The organism is Variovorax sp. YR750 (assembly GCF_900109805.1).
Lineage (GTDB): Bacteria > Pseudomonadota > Gammaproteobacteria > Burkholderiales > Burkholderiaceae_C > Variovorax > Variovorax gossypii.
This window is the reverse complement of record NZ_FOBJ01000010.1, coordinates 45,119-63,795: the sequence shown is the minus strand read 5'-3', so window position 1 is coordinate 63,795 and position 18,677 is coordinate 45,119. Positions and strand designations below refer to the sequence as shown.

The following is an 18,677-nucleotide window of genomic DNA, read 5'->3' as shown; positions in this document are numbered from 1 at the left end:
TTCCATGCACAAATTTGACGAGATGTACGAGCAGCTTCCCTACGCTGGAGCTGCGATCCGACAGCATTACAAGCGCTACGACCAATGGCTCGCGAAGCAACCCGGTGAGGTGATGCGTTCGCGACGCGAAGAGGCGGAAATGATCTTCCGCCGGGTCGGCATCACCTTCGCGGTGTACGGCGCCAAGGACGAGGACGGCTCCGGCACCGAGCGGCTCATACCGTTCGACCTGCTGCCTCGCATCATTCCCGCCCACGAGTGGGCGAGCATGGAAAAAGGGCTGGTGCAGCGCGTCACGGCGCTCAACCGCTTTCTTCACGATGTCTACCACGACCAGGAAATCATCAAGGCCGGCATCATCCCGGCCGAGCAGATCCTGAACAACGCCCAGTTCCGCCCCGAGATGATGGGCGTGAACGTGCCGCACAACGTCTACTCGAACATCTCCGGCATCGACATCGTGCGTGCCCCCGATGCCTCGGGCAACGGCGAGTACTACGTGCTCGAAGACAACCTGCGGGTGCCCAGCGGCGTGAGCTACATGCTCGAGAACCGCAAGATGATGATGCGGCTCTTCCCGGAGCTCTTCAACCAGAACCGCATCGCGCCGGTCGCGCACTACCCCGACCTGCTGCTCGAGACCCTGCGCGCCAGCGCGCCGCCGGCCACGGCCGAGCCCACGGTGGTGGTGCTCACGCCCGGCATGTACAACAGCGCCTACTTCGAGCACGCCTTCCTCGCCCAGCAGATGGGCGTGGAGCTGGTCGAAGGGCAGGACCTGTTCGTCAAGGACAACTTCGTCTACATGCGCACCACGCGCGGGCCGAAGCGCGTCGACGTCATCTACCGCCGCGTGGACGACGACTTCCTCGACCCCGAGGTGTTCCGGCCTACGTCGACGCTGGGATGCTCGGGCCTGATGCGCGCGTACCGCGACGGCAACGTCGTCATCTGCAATGCGGTCGGCACCGGCGTGGCCGACGACAAGTCGATCTACCCCTACGTGCCGAAGATGGTGGAGTTCTACCTCGGCGAGAAGCCGATCCTGAAGAACGTGCCCACCTACATGTGCCGCAACAAGGATGAGCTGCAATACACGCTCGACAACATGAAGGACCTGGTCGTCAAGGAAGTGCACGGCGCCGGCGGCTACGGCATGCTGATCGGCCCGGCCGCCACGCAGGCCGAGATCGAGGACTTCAAGAAGGCCGTGATCGCCAAGCCCGACGGCTACATCGCCCAGCCCACGCTGAGCCTTTCGACCTCGCCCACCTTCGTCGACGCCGGCATCGCGCCGCGCCACATCGACCTGCGCCCCTTCGTGCTCTCGGGCAGCGAGGTGCAGATGGTGCCCGGCGGCCTCACGCGCGTGGCGCTGAAAGAAGGCTCGCTGGTGGTCAACTCGTCGCAGGGCGGCGGCACCAAGGACACCTGGATCCTCGAGGCCGACCGAACCCCCAAGCCCAAGGCTGCGGCCGAGCAGTCGCAAAGCCAATCGTAGGAGGACAACGAAGATGCTGTCACGTACCGCCGACCATCTCTACTGGATGTCCCGCTACACCGAGCGCGCGGAGAACACCGCGCGCATGCTGGACGTCAACTACCAGACCTCGCTGCTGCCGCAGTCCGCCGAAGTGGCCAAGTACGGCTGGCAGGGCGTGCTTTCCATCAGCGAGCTGCTGCCCTGGTACAACCAGAAGTACGACCAGATCGCGCCCAAGGAGGTGATGGAGTTCATGGTCAAGGACGAGAGCAACGCCTCGTCGATCGTCTCCTGCCTCAAGGCCGCTCGCGAGAACGCTCGCGCAGTGCGCGGCGCGCTCACCACCGAAGCCTGGGAAACGCAGAACACCACCTGGCTCGAAGTCAACCGCATGCTGCGCTCGGGCGACTTCGAGCGCGACCCCGGCCAGTTCTTCGAATGGGTCAAGTTCCGCTCGCACCTGTCGCGCGGCGTCACGCTGGGCACCATGCTGCAGGACGAGGCCTTCTACTTCTCGCGCCTGGGAACCTTCCTGGAACGCGCCGACAACACCGCGCGCCTGGTCGACGTGAAGTTCCACGCGCTCAACAGCGAGTTCTTCGGCGCCGCCACCGAGGAAGATCAGGAGTACGACTTCTATCACTGGAGCGCGATCCTGCGCAGCGTCTCGGCCTTCGAGGTCTACCGCAAGGTGTACCGCGACGTGATCAAGCCCGAGCGCGTGGCTGAGCTGCTCATTCTTCGCGCCGACATGCCGCGCTCGCTGCACGCCAGCTTGGTCGAGGTGGTCAACAACCTAGCGAAGGTGCAGAACGAGCAGAGCGCCGAAACCCAGCGCCGCGCCGGAAAGCTGCTTGCCGATCTGCAATATGCGCGCGTCGACGAAATTCTGGCGACGGGGCTGCATGCGTATCTCACGCAATTCCTCGATCGCGTGAATGAGCTGGGTGTGCGGATCAGCCAGGATTTTCTGGTTCCGGCGCATTGATTGGGAATGCGGAGGCTTCATCCTTTTTCCGGGGGTGAAGCCTGCCTGGCTTGATGCGAATTTTTGACAATTGTTGACGGGTCGATCCCTGTTAATGGGAATTTAATAAATAAGGATTAACTCGACGGAATTGAGCAAATTCTGTCGTTGAAAAGCATGTATTAATTCCTTGAAAGCAAGCACCGCTCTTTCATAATCGCGCTCCGCAGTTTTCATTTGGTCACAGATGTGGCTGCAGATTGACAACTATGAGGGAGCGTAAAAGCGATGAATCGGCACTTGCACCGCGTGGTCTTCAACGCGGCGAGAGGACTGCGCATGGCGGTCCAGGAAACGGCCGCGAGCACTGGCAAGGGAGCGAGTAGAGCTACTACCGTCGCAGGTGCTGCAGCCGTCGCAGGGGCACTTATCGCAGGGGCGGCACATGCCCAGATCGTCGGCGCTCCCAACGTTCCCGGCAATCTCCGCCCGACCGTGCTGACAGCGCCCAATGGCGTGCCGCTGGTCAACATCCAGACGCCTTCCGCAGCAGGTGTCTCGCGCAACGTCTACAACCAGTTCAACGTCGGTGCGAATGGCGCCATCCTGAACAACAGTCGGGTGAACGTGCAGACCCAGCTTGGTGGGTTCGTTCAGGGCAACCCGTTCCTGGCATCGGGTCCGGCACGCATCATCCTCAATGAGGTCAACGGCGGAACGCCCAGCCAGCTTCGTGGCTACATCGAAGTGGGTGGCCAACGCGCCGAAGTGATCATTGCGAACCCGGCGGGCATCAGTGTGGATGGTGGTGGCTTCATCAATGCCAGCCGCGCCACCCTCACTACCGGTACGCCGCAATTCAACGCCGTCGGCGGTCTCGACAGTTTCCTTGTTCGTGGTGGCACCGTCACCATCGACGGCGCGGGCCTCGATGCCAGCAAGACCGACTACGCTGCCGTCCTCGCTCGTGCCGTGCAGCTCAACGCGGCGATCTACGCCACGGATCTCAAGGTGGTGACCGGTGCGAACCAGATCAGCGCCGACCACGCGCAGATCACGCCCACGACAGGCGCCGGCGCTGCACCGACCTTCGCTCTGGACGTGGCTGCGCTCGGAGGCATGTACGCCGGAAAGATCGTGCTCCTGGGAACCGAGCAGGGCCTGGGCGTGCGCAACGCCGGGAACATCGGCGCGAGCGCCGGCAGCCTCGTCGTCACGGCTTCCGGCCGCCTGGAGAACACCGGCACACTCGAAGGCCAGAGCGTGCAGCTTGCCAGCACGGGCGGCGACATCGTGAACCAGGGCACGATCCGCCAGACCAGCATGGCGTCGCTGTCGCTGTCGGCACCGACGATCAGCAATACCCAGGGCGGGTGGATCGGCAGCGAGCCTCCGCCTCCGCCCACATCGACGCCGACAACGGGTGGCAGTGACGGCGGCAACCCTGGCACGGGCACCACCGCGGGCACGGGCTCGAGCGGCTCGACCGGCACCACGACATCGACAGGTGGAACTACCACCGGAGGTACCTCGGCACCCGCCGCAACGCCGATCAAGCCAGGCAGCATCAATGCCGCGGGCGCATTCCGCAACGATGGCGGCAAGGTCTACGCAGGTGGCCCGATCACGCTGCAGACGGCGAACCTGCTGAACAACGGCGGAACCCTGAGCGTGGCGAGTCTGGCACTCAGTCAGCCCACCTTTTCCAACCAGGGCGGGACCATCAATGTGTCCGGGGCCTTCACTGCCAATCTGGGCAGTTTCGACAACTCATCCGGCACCCTGCGCACCGGCAGTCTGGACATCACTACCTCCGGCGACCTGAACAACCAGGACGGTGTGCTGACCAGCGACAGCAATGCAAACTTCACCGTCGGCGGTTCGGCCAACAACTTGCGCGGCAACGTCTCGGCTGCAGGGGCACTTGCAGCCAGCGTCACCGGAGCCACGGTCAACAGCTCCGGCACCCTGGCTTCCAATCAGGGCCTGACGCTCAATACCGGCTCACTGGAAAACACAAAGGGCAACATCCAATCGGCCCAGGCCGGCGTGCGGGTCACGTCGACAGGTCAACTTGTCAACGGCGGAGGCGGTTCGATCAAAGCGACCACCGACCTGGGAGTCCAGGCAGGAGTGCTCACGAATGCCGGCACGCTGCGCGGCGAGAACGACGTCAGCGTGGCCGTCGCCGGCACGCTCGTCAACGACGGCAACATCACATCCGGTCGGAACGCAACGATTACGGCCGCGAGCGTGCAGAGCAGCAAGGCGAGCGTACTCGGTGCCGGCATCAAGAGCGACGGCACGTTGGGCAGCGCTGGCGATCTGCACGTTGCCTCCACAGGTGCGCTGGTTGCCAAGGGCACCCATCTGGCCGCAGGCAATGCGACGCTCCAAGGTGCAAGTGTCGATCTCTCTGCCAGCAAGACCAACGGTGGCAACGTGGCCATCACAGCCACGCAGGGCGATGTCAACACCAATAGTGCGACGGTCACAACCCCTGGCACACTGAGCATCACGGCAGCCAGTGCGTTGTCGAACATCGGAGGTACGCTGGGCTCCAACAGTGGCACCCTCGTCAATGCCGCGAGCCTGAGCAACGCATCCGGAACGATTGCCGCGGTGGCAGGAGACCTTCACGTCGCGACCACCGGCGCGACCGATAACACCTCAGGCAGTCTGCTGGCTTCGGGTGCTGTTGTGCTTGCGAACGGCGGTCTGACCAATACGGACGGCAAAGCCAGCGGTAGCAGTCTTGCCATCGACACGCACGGCGGTGCGCTGGTCAATACGCGAGGAACCCTGAGCGCAAGCGGCACCCTCGACGTGAATTCCGGCGCGATCTCGAACGATGCGGGCCTGATCCAGTCAGGCGGCGCGATGGCCGTCGACACGCATGGCGGCGCATTGGTCAATACGAATGCCGCAGGCTACGCGAACGGCCTGGGCGGCATCGTCAGCGGCGACGCCCTCACGCTGAAGACCGGCAACGTCAGTAACACGGCCGGCTTCATCGGCTCGAAGAGTGCGCTGAGCGCAAACACTGGAGAATTCGTCAACGGCAAGTTCGTCAACAGCGATGCAGGGGTGGTGTTGAGTCAATCGACGCTGTCCATCAACACCCAAGGCGCCGCCTACGACAACAAGGACGGCCAAACGCTGGCGGCGGGCGACTTGCTGATCGATGCCGGAGCCGGTGCCGCGAAGAACACGGGCGGCCTGATCCGTTCGGGCGCCAAGACCACGGTACGCGCCGCAAGCCTCGACAACACAGCCACCTCCGGCACCGACCAGGGCATCGAGGGCCAGAACGTTGCCATTACGGCTGCGACTGTCAAGAACACGTCTGGAGCCATCCGTGCCGACGTGAACACCACTCTGACGAGTACGGCTCTCGTCGAGAACGGTACCGGTGGCCTGATCTCCGCAGGCGATACCGTCAGCGTCGTCGATCCCAATGCCGCAAATCCGGCCACGAAGACTCTGAGCGTATCCAACTCTGGCGGCACCATGCTTGCCGGCAAGTCGCTCATGGTGAATGTGGCTTCGCTTACCAGCAGCGGCAAGCTGCTCTCCCAGGGCGACCTGAACGTTGCGGCGACGCAGAACATCGCGCTGGCCTCAGGCAGCGAGACCATCGCCAATCACGATCTGGGCATCGCCACCAGCGGCAACCTCTCCAACAGCGGCCGGATCGCCTCCGGCGACGATCTTTCGCTGTCGGCCGCGAACATCGACAACAAAGCGACCGGCGACATCCAGGGCACTACCACCCGCCTGAGCACCAGCGGCACCGTGACCAACCGGGGCGTGATCGACGGCACCGTGACCCGCATCGATGCGGACACGCTGACCAACATCGGCACCGGTCGCATCTACGGCAACCAGATCTCCATCGCTGTCGGCACGCTCAACAATCAGGCCGAGACCGTCAATGGTCCCTCGGGGGCCACTACCAGCGCCGCCACCATCGCCGCGCGAGTGCGCCTGGACCTTGGCGTAGGCACTCTCAACAACGAGGACGGCGCCCTCATCTTCAGTGACGGCAGCCCCCTCATCGGCGGTGGCCTCTTCATCGGTGGTGGTCTCGATGCACTAGGACATGCCACCGGCACGGCAACGAGCGTCAACAACCGTGCCGCAACCATCGAGGCTACCGGCGACATCGACATCAAGACCACCACGCTCAACAACACCAACGGCGGCGTCACCTGGACCCTGCAGCCGGGCGAGAGCAAGCAGGTCGTCGAGTACACCCTCCCAGGCAGCGGCACGCGCTACAAGGCCGAAGATGTGCTCATCAGCTTCGGGGGCCTCCAGCAGTTCCCCGACACCGGCTGGAACGCCTGGACCGCCGCGAGCGCAGCCAATCCGCTGACGGCTGGCAGCAATCCCTATGCGCGATTGCTGGTGCCTTCGCCGGACTACCCGCTGGCCCAGTTCCGCGCCTACTACATGCAAAGCCCGGCGAGCAGCCAGGACCGGAGCTACCAGACGTGCGGCGGCGGCGAAGGTACCGCGTGCGACACCACCAACGTCGCCGGCGCCTGGTACTCGCGCACCAACCCGATCTGGGCGACTTTCGGCGTCACGCCGCCTGGCGTGGACTTGCCCATGGATTTCATTGGCCGCAAGTACCCGGACATGACCGTGGGCCAGGCCGGTGTCATGGTCCTAGACGAAACCAACCACGACCAGTGGATCCCCTTCGACCACCCGGTCACCCAGGCCGAGTACGACCAGTGGCAGGACTATCGCCAGGCCCACGCCGCGCTGGACAAGGCCACGCTGAAGTTCATCCACACCATCGCTGGATACACGTCGCTCACGGGCACCGAGTACGAGCCCGGACGCATGGCGTCGACTTACGACGCCTACGTCTACAGCGTCACCCCGTCCACGCCGGTCCTGCAAAGCTCCGCGCCGGGCAAGATCATCGCCGGCGGCGCGATGAACATCGCGGTGGGCAGCGGCGTCAACGACATGAGCCAAATCCTGGCTGGTGGCGCGCTGACGGTCACGGGCGGCACCATCGTCAACAAGGGGCTGACTGTCGACGCCCCCACTGTGCAGACCGGCACGGTTTCGCACAGCTATGTCGAAGCGCACTCCGGCGACGATGTGCGCGTCTACCAGATCGCGCCATACAACCTGACGACCAACTCCACGGTCACGTTGGCCGCAGCACGCCAGGAGGGCAATGTCGCGGTTGCTGTGGGCAACCCGGGTACGGGGGGCTTGTCGGTGGGGCAGACCGGAACGGGTCCCCAAGCGGCTGGCAGTGTGGCCGGCAGCGCCATCGTCAACCCCATCATTCAGGTGCCAACGAACAGTGGCCCCGGCAACACGGCAGGCACTTCCGCCGCCACGGTCGTGCGGACCAGCGCACCGAACGTGGCGATCCCCAGCGCGAGCCTGTTCAGGACGCTGGCCGATCCGTCAAGCCGCTACCTGATCGAAACCGATCCCCGGTTTGCGAACTACCGCAACTGGCTGTCCAGTGACTATCTGCTGAACAACCTCGGACTCGATCCGAACAACACCCTCAAGCGGTTGGGCGACGGCTTCTACGAGGAACGCCTGATTCGCGAGCAGGTGGCCCAGTTGACCGGCTACCGCTACCTGGATGGGTTCACCAGCGACGACGCGCAGTACTCGGCTCTCATGAATGCCGGCGCGGCCTTCGCGCAGCAGTACGGATTGCGCGTGGGCGTGGCGCTGACGGCCGCGCAGATGGCACAACTGACCAGCGACATCGTCTGGCTGGTCGAGCAGACGGTGACCTTGCCCGACGGCAGCACGCAGCGCGTGCTGGTGCCGCAGGTCTACGTGCGCGTGAAGCCGGGCGACATCGACGGCTCCGGCGCGGTGCTCTCGGGCGGCAGTGTGGACATGCGCTTCTCGGGCGACCTCACGAACGCGGGAGGCACGATTGCCGGGCGTCACGCGGTCTCGCTCTCGGCAGACAACATCAACAACCTCGCGGGGCGTATCACCGGCGAGGATGTCACGGTGTCCGCCAGGACCGATATCAATGTCATCGGCGCGCAGATCGATGCGAGCAAGAGCCTGACAGCCATCGCGGGGCGCGACATCAACGTCGTGACGACCACCCGTGATTCGAAGAGCGACACGGGGCCGCTGGCGCGTTCGAGCGCCGACAGCGGTGTGAACCTCAGCGCCACGACGCTGGACCGGGTGGCGGGGCTGTATGTCACGAATCCTGGCGGAAGTCTCAATGTCGTGGCCGTGCGCGATGCCAACCTGATCGGCGCCGAAATCAAGAGCGCGGGAGATGCAACGATCGTTGCGGGGCGTGACGTGAATCTGGGTACCGTGACGACCAGTCGCACGGATGACATTCGCTGGAGTTCCGACAACACGCGCAAGGACGAGACAAGCAAGGTAATCGGAACCACGATCAGCGGCGCGGGCAATGTGGGTATCGGCGCCGGACGCAATCTCACGGCGGTGGCAGGAAACCTGAGCGCTGGCGAGACGCTGAGTCTGAGTGCAGGCGACAAGCTCAGCTTGATCGCGGGGGAGAACTCGGCCTCAGCTTCCACGACGGATGCGCAGAAAGATGGCCTGAGTCATTCCAGCTCGAATGCCGACAGCCAAGAGACCTCGCTGGCGCGCACCACGCTCACGGGCAAGGACATCCAGCTCAAGAGCGGTGGCGACATGACGCTCAGCGCCATCGAGGCCAATGCAGAAAACCTGAGCATCGACGCGGGTGGCAAGCTCAATTTGCTCACGCAAAAGACCACCAGCGCCTTCAGCGGCTCGGAAACCGATGGCGATGGCGCCTGGGTCTCGGCCAAGAGTGCGGGCCATACGGACGAGACCAGCCAGTACAACCTCTTCAATGCACTGAACACGAGCATCAAGGCCGGTGGCGGGGTGACGGCGCAACTGGGGCAGAACGCCAGTCTTTCCGAGCTGGCCAAGCAGCCCGGCATGGCATGGGTCAATCAGCTGACTTCCGATCCGGCTCTTGCCAACAGCGTCGAGTGGCAGCGGGTGCAGGAGGAGCACAAGAAGTGGGCCCAGAGCCAAACCAGCATGGGGCCTGTGGCGGCAGCTATTGTGAGCGTGGTGGTGGGTGTAGCGACCGCAGGAGCCGGCTCGGCTGCGGTGGGAACAGCCGGCACCGCTACGTCAACGGGGACCGGCATCGCAGGTGCAATGGGGCTGTCCGCGACGACGACCACCATCGCTTCGGCAGCGATGCAGGCTGGTATCACCGCGATTGCAAGCCAGGCGACGGTCTCCTTCGTCAACAACGATGGGGACCTCGGGAAGGTCTTCAAAGAGTTGGGCAGCAGCCAGAGCGTCAAGAACATCCTCACCGCAATGGTCACGGCAGGGGCCATCGAAGGGCTGAACGTCGAGGGTGTGCTGCCTGACAACCTCCGGACGGCAACGAATGGCAAGGCGCTCTTCACCGATCAGTTGCAGCGCCAGATGCTCAATGGCGTGGCCAGTTCGGTGGTGCGCAGTGCGATCAATGGCACGAGTCTGGAAGACGAACTGGGCACCGCCATCGCAACCGCGCTCCTGAACACTGTCGCGGCACAGGGCGCGAACGCGATTGGAGATTTGACGAGGGGCGGGACTTTCAACGTATACGGACAGCAGGTCGCACACGCCATCCTTGGTTGCGTTGTCGGCGCGGGTCGCGCTTCAGCGGGAGCCGGTGGCGGCAGCGGTGCTGGCTGCGCAGCTGGGGCCATCGGCGCAGTGGTTGGCGAACTGACGGCCAAGGCCGTGAACCCTACAGCCGACCCCAAGCTGTCCGAGCAAACGCTCCAGGCAGCCAACCTGATGAGCGGTGTTATCGGTGCCTTGGTGGGCGGGAATGCGAGCGCGAGCTACATCGCAGCATCCGCAGGGACCAACGCGGCTGAGAACAACTTCTTGAACCACGCGGACCGGCTGCAACTCAATCTGTTGCGCATCAGAGCTTCCTCAACGGGGCTGACTGTCGATGAAAGCGAGCAGTTGATTGCTCTGGAGCGTGCTGATCAACTCAGCGATGGGCTGCTGGCCAAGGCACGATCGGGCCAACCTTTGACCGCTGACGACAAGGTCAATCTGGGCGTCTTTCTGGACCGCTATCAGTCGATCAATGGTAAGGACGCTACAGCGCAGTTGCTGCTCAATGGGAGTGCGACCGCCAACGCCAGTAACTACTCGTACCCCTACGCCGGTACTGATGAACAGAAGCGGGCCTATATGCGCCAACTGACCGAGACCGAAGGCCTCCTCAATGCCTACCTCGGGCGCGACCAGTCGGTGAATGAGCAGAGCTTCAATCAAGCGCTCATCAAGACCGGGCAGCCGTTGAATGTCACGAACAACGAGGCATCGCTACCCACTTCGGTCGAGGCCCACAAGTACGATGCACTGTTTGCTGCCTTGCAGAACAGTCCAGTTTGGGCGGCAGGCACCTACACAATTGGTACCGTAGTAGGAGCAGACAGCCAAAACGTGGCAGTTGCGACGCAGCTCGCCAGCCTGTTGAGCGATATCGCAGCAGCAAGAGTCGTGTCCAAGGCAGGATTGACGCCCGTACTGGGAAATACGACAGCAATAGGGGTAGATGCCGCCATTCCGAATCTGCGCGTGTATGACTTAAAGAACATACCGGATCCTGCAATCAATCCCGATGCATTGCGAGCCTCCGTTAATAAATACGTGAAATCCGATTATATTGGTGAGTATTCCATCTCAACTGCATCCGTTACTGTGGACGGCAGCACGAATTACTTCCTCTCGGTCAGTGGAAAAGCCTGGAGCGGCAATGCCCCCAGTACGGTCACTATCGGCGGTACAAAATACACGGTTGTCCTTGACAGATCCGGCAGCATAGGTTCTGCGCTTCAGGAAAATGGGCAGGTAAACACCTATCATGCGGAGAATCGACTTGGAAGTTACATTAGTAATGCTTACTCAGGAAAATCGGCAGTAGTGAATTTGAGTGTCCAGAATAATTCTGCAATAAATCCAGGAATGTGCTCGGCATGCCAAGAGACAGTGCCCAATTTGGCAGTAAATAACCCGGGATTTACGATTAATGTTTACCAGGGAAGCACAGGAACAAGACCATGAAGAAAAGTATTTACGAGCAATTGTGCGGCAGTCGTACGGCCGATAATTTGAAAATTCTTCACCCGGAATTGGTCGAAGGCTACACAGAGGAAGAGTTGCTAAAGATAGAGCGCCTGTATGACGTGAAATTTTCTGGTGATCTGCGGGATTTCATGCTGGAAATGGGGCGCTCAGATGGTGGCTTGATCGGCGATGATCCGATTTCGTTCTATCGAGATCGCTCAGTTCGGCGCCATGTGTTTTTTCAGGCTGGAATGGATCGTAGGTTTTGTGCAATGCAAAAATTTGATCTCCGATTTCAGGGTGAATTCATCATTTCAGTCGAATCGGAGACGCAGTTTTATTTTCTACTAACAAAATCAGACAGTCCCGATTTAATTTATCGATACGACGATGAAAATCCAGACGAAACAGATTCAGGAGCAATGACCTGTACTGGAATGAGTTTCATGGAGTATATGCACCGTGTGGTTCGAATTTACAAAAAAAGAGGCAGCGGCGTAGTTTGCAGAGGAGAAATGATTGTCATCTGAATGTGCTATAAAAATTACGACGCCCACAAGACTCATCTCATAATGAAGCCTCTAGAGGCAAGGACTAATTTGCTGCCGCTGTTTATGCAATTCGTCCGAGCCATTAGAAAGTTGAGTCTTCGGAGCAGAGCTTCAAACACCGCAGGTGCAGCCCCGTGGTTATGCATAACCCCAGGGCAGTAGGCGCGAATTGGGGTTCTAGTTGAGTTGCAGGGTACAGGAGCTGGCGTCACAGCCAAGAAAGATATTGAGGGAGAGAAATGGTGAGAGCAAACCTGCGCGCCATATTGGTCGGCGTGTTGATGGGAGGCCCGCTGTGGGCTCTCGCTCAGGTGCCGAGCACACCACAGCCGTTCGTCGAGCAGCAGCGCCAGCAAGAGCGCGAACGCGCTCTGCGCGAGCAGAATGAGCGCACCGTTGACCAGCGTCCACAGGCTGCGCCGCCCGTTCCGGCCCAGCGCATCCCCGACGCCGGGTCCCCGTGCTTCCGCATCGACCGCGTGCTCCTAGTCGGTGAGCAGTCCGAGTCATTTCAATGGGTCGTTGGCGATCTGTCTGGCCCCGAGAGCAATGATTCCCCGGTCGGCCGCTGTCTCGGCACTGCTGGCGTCAATGTGGTGCTGGCGCGTGCGCAGCAAGCTGTCATCGCACGGGGCTTTGTCACCACACGGGTGCTGGCCGCGCCGCAGGATCTGTCCACCGGCACGCTGACCCTCTCGCTGGTGCCTGGCCGCATCGCAGGCATTCGGACGAGGCCCGATTCTTCATCCACGCTGCTCGGCAATTCCGCGTTGCTGGCCACGGCCATCCCTGCGCGTCCCGGCGAACTTCTGAACCTGCGCGACATCGAGCAAGGCCTGGAAAACCTCAAGCGAGCCCCTACCGCCGAAGCCGACATCCAGATCGAGCCTTCAACGGCCCCCAACTCCAAGCCCGGCGACAGCGACCTCGTCGTCAAGTACGTCCAATCCAAGAAGTGGCGCGCCACCTTGAGCCTCGACGACAGTGGCACCGAAGCCACCGGCCGCTACCAGACCGGTGCCACCTTGTCCCTGGACAACCCCTTCGGCCTGAACGACCTGTTCTACGTCAGCGCCAACCACAACATCAACAACCACGTCTTCGGCGACCCGGCCAAGGGCACCGAAGGCCAGACCGTTCACTACTCGCTGCCGTATGGCTACTGGCTGCTGGGCCTCACGGCCTCCAACAGCCAGTACCACCAGAGCGTGGCCGGCCTGAACCAGGACTACGTCTACGCCGGCAAGACCAACAACGCCGAGGTCAAGCTCTCGCGCCTCGTCTATCGCGACCAGAGCCGCAAGACGAGCGTGGCGATCAAGGGCTGGCGCAGCGAGTCGCGCAACTTCGTGGATGACACCGAGGTCGAAGTGCAGCACCGCGTGGTCGGCGGCTGGGAGCTCAGCCTCAATCACAAGGAGTACCTAGGCGAGGCGACGCTCGAAGGCACGCTGGCCTACAAGCGCGGCACCGGCGGCTTCGGCTCGCGCACCGCGCCGGAAGAAGAGTTCGGCGAAGGCACGTCGCGGCTGAAGCTCTACACCGCCGACATCAGCCTCAACGCGCCGTTCAAGCTCAATGTCGGTGGCAACGTGCAGAAGCTGCGCTACTCCGGCCTGATCCGCGCCCAATGGAACCGCACCCCGCTGACGCCGCAGGACCGCTTCGCCATCGGCGGGCGCTACACGGTGCGCGGTTTCGACGGCGAGACGAGCCTGATGGGTGAGCGCGGCTGGCTCATCCGCAACGACATCGGATGGGCCGTGGGGCAGAGCGGGGCGGAGTTGTACGTCGGGGCTGACTATGGCCACGTGGGCGGCCGCTCGACGGTCGACCTGCTCGGCCGCAGCCTGGCCGGGGCCGTCATCGGCGTTCGCGGCCAGTGGAGCAAGCTGAGCTACGACTTCTTCGTCGGCGCGCCGATCAGCAAGCCGGAGGGCTATCGAACTGCGAAGGTCACGCTGGGCTTCAATCTCAATGCAAGCTTCTGAACCATATCGCAACAGACCAACTGCTCAGTATTCAGGGAGAAAACTCATGTCCACGAAGATGGTTGCAACGCTGGTCGCAGCAGTTGTATTGACTGCCTGTGTCGCTCCAACTCAATACCGGGAGGCTGGGGCGGGCGGAAACAACTTCGGCTATGCAAGCAGCAAGTTGTCCGACCAGCTGTATCGCGTGCGCTTCACGGGTTCGTCACGCACGCCCTTGCGATGGGCCGATGCGTTCGTGCTCTATCGCACCGCGCAGATCGCGAAAGAGGCTGGCGCGCCAGCGTTCAAGATCGTCGAAGGCTCGGTCGACACCACGGTTCTTGCAGGCGACGATGTCTTTGGGCAGATGAGCCCGTTGGCTGATGTTGAAGTCAGTCGGGTGGCGCTGCATCCGCAGCGCGAAGGCGACCAGATCGTTGCAGCCCATGACCCCCACATGCAGCGAACCGCAGGTGCGGTGCCCGTGTTCCGGGCGCCGCCGGCGCCGACGATGGTGAAGAGCCAGGCACCCTTGTTCATCTACATCCCGTCCAGTGGCCCGGGGCCCGCGCAGCCGGTGCGCTCGATACTCGTCGAGTTGCGATCCGATCCCAAGAACATGGATGCGCAGACATTCGTCACCGAAGAAGTACTGAGTCGCCTGGGGCCTCGGATCAAGCATGCGGAGATGCCGGTGAAGATGACCCGCGCGTGGCAATCTTCCTCGGCCTCTTGAACCCTTGATCGCAAGATGAGTTCGTTCCGCAGTCGTTCGACCGTCAAGAACTAGCGGGAGAACGACTCGACCTTCACCGGAATCCCCGGCGCCTGCCACCGGTAAGACTCCGCCAGCACATCCCGCTCAGGCTGCTGCCCATTCCACCGAATGTTGAGCAGATCCATCAAGGTCCACCCCGTCCAGTCCGCGCGAAACGGCTGCAGCACCGCTTCCTGCGGCAGCGGCTGCCGGTTGCGCCACACCACGGCCGGGATGCGGTAGCCCGAAGCGGTCGAAGGGCTATGCCCCGCGCGGTCGCTCACATGGCCGACCTCCTGCCCGTGGTCCGACAAATACATCCACGCCCGGTACTCGCCCTGTTTGCCCGGAGCCCGCGTCTGCTGCAGCAACTCCGACACCACGAAGTCGTGATACAGCAACGCCGCGTCGTACTCCTGCCGGAAGCGCCGCACCCAGGCCGAGCGGCCGTCCTTCACCAGGCCGTTTTCCACCGCATCGACGTTGTCGTCGAAGGGATTTGCGTTCTCGGGAAAGCGCAGGCTGTAGTGCGGGTGCGCGCCCATCAGGTGGACGACGATGAGCTTGCGGTCTGTACTGGTGTCGGCCAGTGCTTCCTGCATGCAGTCGAGGATCTCGCCGTCGAGTGACGCGCTGGCGCGGCCCGGCGTGCGGTTGACCATGTCGACCACGTCGGCGAGGCGCGCGTGCTGCTGTTCGATGGCCAGGTCGTCGTGGTTGCTGATCCACCAGACCTTGTAGCCGGCGGCGCGGGCCAGTGCCAGCACGTGCGGCGGGTTCTCGGCCTCGGGCAGGCCGAAGTGGAACATGTTGCGCAGCGCGGGCAGGGTGCTGGCGTCCACCGACCATGCGTTCTTCAGCACCGCCATCTGGTCGCCGGTCTGCGCCTTGTGCGCCAGCAGGCGCGGCGTGGTGGGGCGGCCGTAGCCGTAGAGCGCCATGTTGTCGCGGTTGATGCTGTCGGTGATGACCAGCACCACGGTGGAGGGCCCGGCCTGTGTCATCACCGGTGCGATTGCCTTGGCCTGCGCCATCAGGCGGTCGCGCTGCTTCTGCTGGTCGGCCCAGGCGGAGCGCAGCGTGTGGAGGGAGTCGATCCACTGCGTCCAGAAGATCGCGGGATGCAGCCTGCGCCAGGGCTTGCTCGCATAGGCCACGCAGGAGAGCAGGAGCAGGAGGGCGATCAGCGCCACGATCCATCGCGACGGTCGGGCGGATGCGGCATCGGCCACCGCGCCGCGCCGCGCGAACACGCCTACGAGTACGCCGGCCACGACCAGCGCCGCCCCCCACACGGCGGCCGAGCGCCAGTGCATCAACAGGTATTCGGAGCCCTCGCGCGCATTGGTATTGGCCGCGGCGCCCAGCACCATCGCGCCATCGGGCGCGGCTTGGTAGGTGTCGAGCAGATAGGCGCGCACCGCGCCGTCGAGCGCGAAGCCCATGGCCCAGAGCCAGACCAGCAGCGTGCGAACGCGCCGCATGCGCGCGCTGCGCAGCGGCCACGCCAGCCACAGCACCATCGGCATCGCGAGCACGGCGAGCTGCGCCATGCGGCGGCCGTCATGGCCCAGTGCGATGAGCGCCAGCAGCGTCGCGCCCACCACGCCGCAGGCGAGCAGCGCGTTGCGCGACGACGACGTGGATGCGTCTTTGGGCAGGGTGGTCAAGCGGGTGGGGCTGCGAGTCGGGGGCGGGCGGATTCTGCCCCGGGGCTCGCGCGGCTGCCCTCAGTGCCCCGATGACGGCGAGGCCCTTTGGCGAGCCGGTGCACTCAGGGATATCCCCGCGGAACTTATCCGGCGACAGGTGCCCAGACGGGCTTTCCTCAACTCCCCGGAAAGGAACCCCCGCTCCATGCTCAGATTCAGCCGTCTGCCCGCGCTCCTGCTCGCCTTCGCTCTTTCGTGGATGGCACTGCCGCCCGCGAATGCCGCCCAGACACAGATGGTGAGCGTCGCCGTCAAGACGCTGAACATGCGCACCGGCCCCGGCCAGCGCTACGAGACGCACTGGACGGTCACCAGGGGCTATCCGTTCCGCGTGATCGGCAAGAAGGGCGACTGGCTCAGGGTCAGCGACTTCGAGGGCGACAAGGCCTGGGTCTTCCGTCCGATGACGAACAAGACGCCGCACCATGTGGTGAAGGCCCAGTCGGCCAACCTTCGTCGTGCGCCCGGTGCGCGCAGCCCGGTCGTGAAGAAGGCGGGCTACGGCGACGTGCTGCGCACGATCGAGCGGCGTGGCAACTGGCTCAAGGTGCAGCACGAAGGCGGCGCCACCGGCTGGGTGCAGCGCAGCCTCGTCTGGGGCTGGTAGGAGGGCTCAGGTCGCAGTGGCCTGGCGCACGGCGCGCTCCCAGCGCGCCATCGATTCCTCGGCCTGCGCCCGGCCCATGGTCGGCATGAAGCGCCGCTCGATCTTCCACAGCTTCGAAAGCTGGCGCGCGTCGGTGTAGACGCCGGTTGAAAGGCCCGCGAGGTACGCGGCGCCCAGCGCGGTGGTCTCGATGACCTCGGGCCGCACCACCGGAATGCCCAGCAGGTCGGCCTGGAACTGCATCAGCAGGTCGTTCACGCTCGCACCGCCGTCCACGCGCAGTTCGGCCACCGGCTTGCCGCCGGCGGCCACCGCGTCGCGGCTCATGGCCTGCAGCAGCGCGGCGCTTTGGTAGGCGATGCTCTCCAGCGCGGCGCGCGCGATGTGCGCCACCGTGGTCCCGCGCGTGAGGCCGGTGATCGTGCCGCGCGCGTCGGCATCCCAGTAGGGCGCGCCGAGGCCGGTGAAGGCCGGCACCATCATCACGCCGCCCGCGTCGGGCACGCTCTCGGCGAGCGACTGCACCTCTGCGCTGCCCTTGATGGCCTTGAGCCCGTCGCGCAGCCACTGCACCACGGCACCGCCGACGAACACGCTGCCTTCCATCGCGTACTGCGGCTTCGCGTCGGTCTGCGCGGCGCTGGTCACCAGCAGGCCGTTGTGCGAGGGCTGGAACTCGCCGCCGGTGTGCATCAGCAGGAAGCAGCCGGTGCCGTAGGTGTTCTTGGCCATGCCGGCCTCGAAGCAGGCCTGGCCGAAGAGGGCGCTCTGCTGGTCGCCGGCCACGCCGCCGATGGGCAGCGCGTGGCCCAGCAGGGCCGCGTCGGTGTCGGCGAAGTGGGAGCTCGAGGGCTGCACCTTCGGCATCAGCGAGGCCGGAATGTCGAGCGCCTTCAGCAGGTCGGCGTCCCACTCGTTGGTGTGCACGTTGAAGAGCATGGTGCGCGAGGCGTTGCTCACGTCGGTCACGTGCACCTTGCCGCCGGTGAGCTGCCACATGAGCCAGCTGTCGACGGTGCCGAACGCGAGCTCGCCGCGTGCAGCCTGCTCGCGCGCGCCCGGCACGTTGTCGAGCAGCCAGCGCAGCTTGGTGCCGGAGAAGTACGCGTCGATGACGAGGCCGGTCTTCTCGCGGATGGTGTCGGTCATGCCTTCGTCGCGCAGCTGCGCGCACAGCGGCTCGGCGCGGCGGTCCTGCCAGACGATGGCGTGGTGCACCGGCTGGCCCGTCTTGCGATTCCACAGCACGGTGGTCTCGCGCTGGTTGGTGATGCCGATGGCGTGGATGTCCGCAGGCTGCAGCTTCGCCTTCGCGAGCACTTCGCGCGCGGTGGCGAGCTGGCTGCGCCAGATTTCCATGGGGTCGTGCTCCACCCAGCCCGGCTGCGGGTAGATCTGCGTGAGTTCCTTCTGCGCGATGGCGACGATGTGGCCTTCGCGGTCGAACACGATGCTGCGCGAGCTGGAAGTGCCCTGGTCCAGGGCGAGCAGGTAGGTGGTCATTCGTTCG

The 18,677-nt window shown here is 63.7% G+C and carries 9 protein-coding genes; 7 read left to right on the top strand and 2 right to left on the bottom strand.

Annotation, left to right across the window (positions count from 1 at the left end; genetic code table 11):
• Nucleotides 1–4 precede the first annotated feature (4 nt).
• The 6 genes from BMY35_RS20605 to BMY35_RS20585 all read left to right on the top strand — a co-directional run bounded on the left by BMY35_RS20605 (nt 5) and on the right by BMY35_RS20585 (nt 14,827).
• Nucleotides 5–1,501 (top strand): circularly permuted type 2 ATP-grasp protein, encoded by a 1,497-nt coding sequence (locus BMY35_RS20605; protein ID WP_093203071.1) that lies wholly within the window; start codon nt 5–7, stop codon nt 1,499–1,501.
• 13 nt (nt 1,502–1,514) lie between these two features.
• Complete coding sequence (locus BMY35_RS20600; protein WP_019656032.1) at nt 1,515–2,471, top strand: alpha-E domain-containing protein; 957 nt, start codon at nt 1,515–1,517, stop codon at nt 2,469–2,471.
• A 267-nt stretch (nt 2,472–2,738) separates the two neighbouring features.
• Nucleotides 2,739–11,564 carry a two-partner secretion domain-containing protein gene (locus BMY35_RS20595; RefSeq protein WP_093203068.1) on the top strand — a complete coding sequence of 2,942 codons (8,826 nt, stop codon included), beginning with the start codon at nt 2,739–2,741 and terminating at the stop codon, nt 11,562–11,564.
• Nucleotides 11,561–12,097, top strand: coding sequence for an SMI1/KNR4 family protein (locus BMY35_RS37755; RefSeq protein ID WP_143080710.1), 537 nt, complete (start codon nt 11,561–11,563; stop codon nt 12,095–12,097). The genes BMY35_RS20595 and BMY35_RS37755 overlap by 4 nt, the downstream gene beginning before the upstream one ends.
• 260 nt (nt 12,098–12,357) lie before the next feature.
• On the top strand, nt 12,358–14,109 hold the full coding sequence (locus BMY35_RS20590; RefSeq protein ID WP_093203066.1) for a ShlB/FhaC/HecB family hemolysin secretion/activation protein: 1,752 nt from the start codon (nt 12,358–12,360) through the stop codon (nt 14,107–14,109).
• 46 nt (nt 14,110–14,155) lie between these two features.
• Nucleotides 14,156–14,827 (top strand): CC0125/CC1285 family lipoprotein, encoded by a 672-nt coding sequence (locus BMY35_RS20585; protein WP_143080709.1) that lies wholly within the window; start codon nt 14,156–14,158, stop codon nt 14,825–14,827.
• A 50-nt stretch (nt 14,828–14,877) separates the two neighbouring features.
• Here BMY35_RS20585 and BMY35_RS20580 read toward each other — a convergent pair whose 3' ends face one another.
• The gene (locus tag BMY35_RS20580) at nt 14,878–16,518 is read right to left on the bottom strand and encodes a phosphoethanolamine transferase (protein WP_093203061.1); all 1,641 of its coding nucleotides are present in this window, start codon (nt 16,516–16,518) and stop codon (nt 14,878–14,880) included.
• A gap of 187 nt (nt 16,519–16,705) precedes the next feature.
• On the opposite strand from BMY35_RS20580, the gene BMY35_RS20575 reads away from it, so the two are divergent.
• A complete protein-coding gene (locus BMY35_RS20575) occupies nt 16,706–17,167 on the top strand; it encodes an SH3 domain-containing protein (protein ID WP_093203058.1) in 462 nt (153 codons plus the stop codon).
• Between the two features lie 6 nt (nt 17,168–17,173).
• Here BMY35_RS20575 and glpK read toward each other — a convergent pair whose 3' ends face one another.
• A complete protein-coding gene (gene glpK, locus BMY35_RS20570; protein ID WP_093203055.1) occupies nt 17,174–18,670 on the bottom strand; it encodes a glycerol kinase GlpK in 1,497 nt (498 codons plus the stop codon).
• Nucleotides 18,671–18,677: the final 7 nt, after the last annotated feature.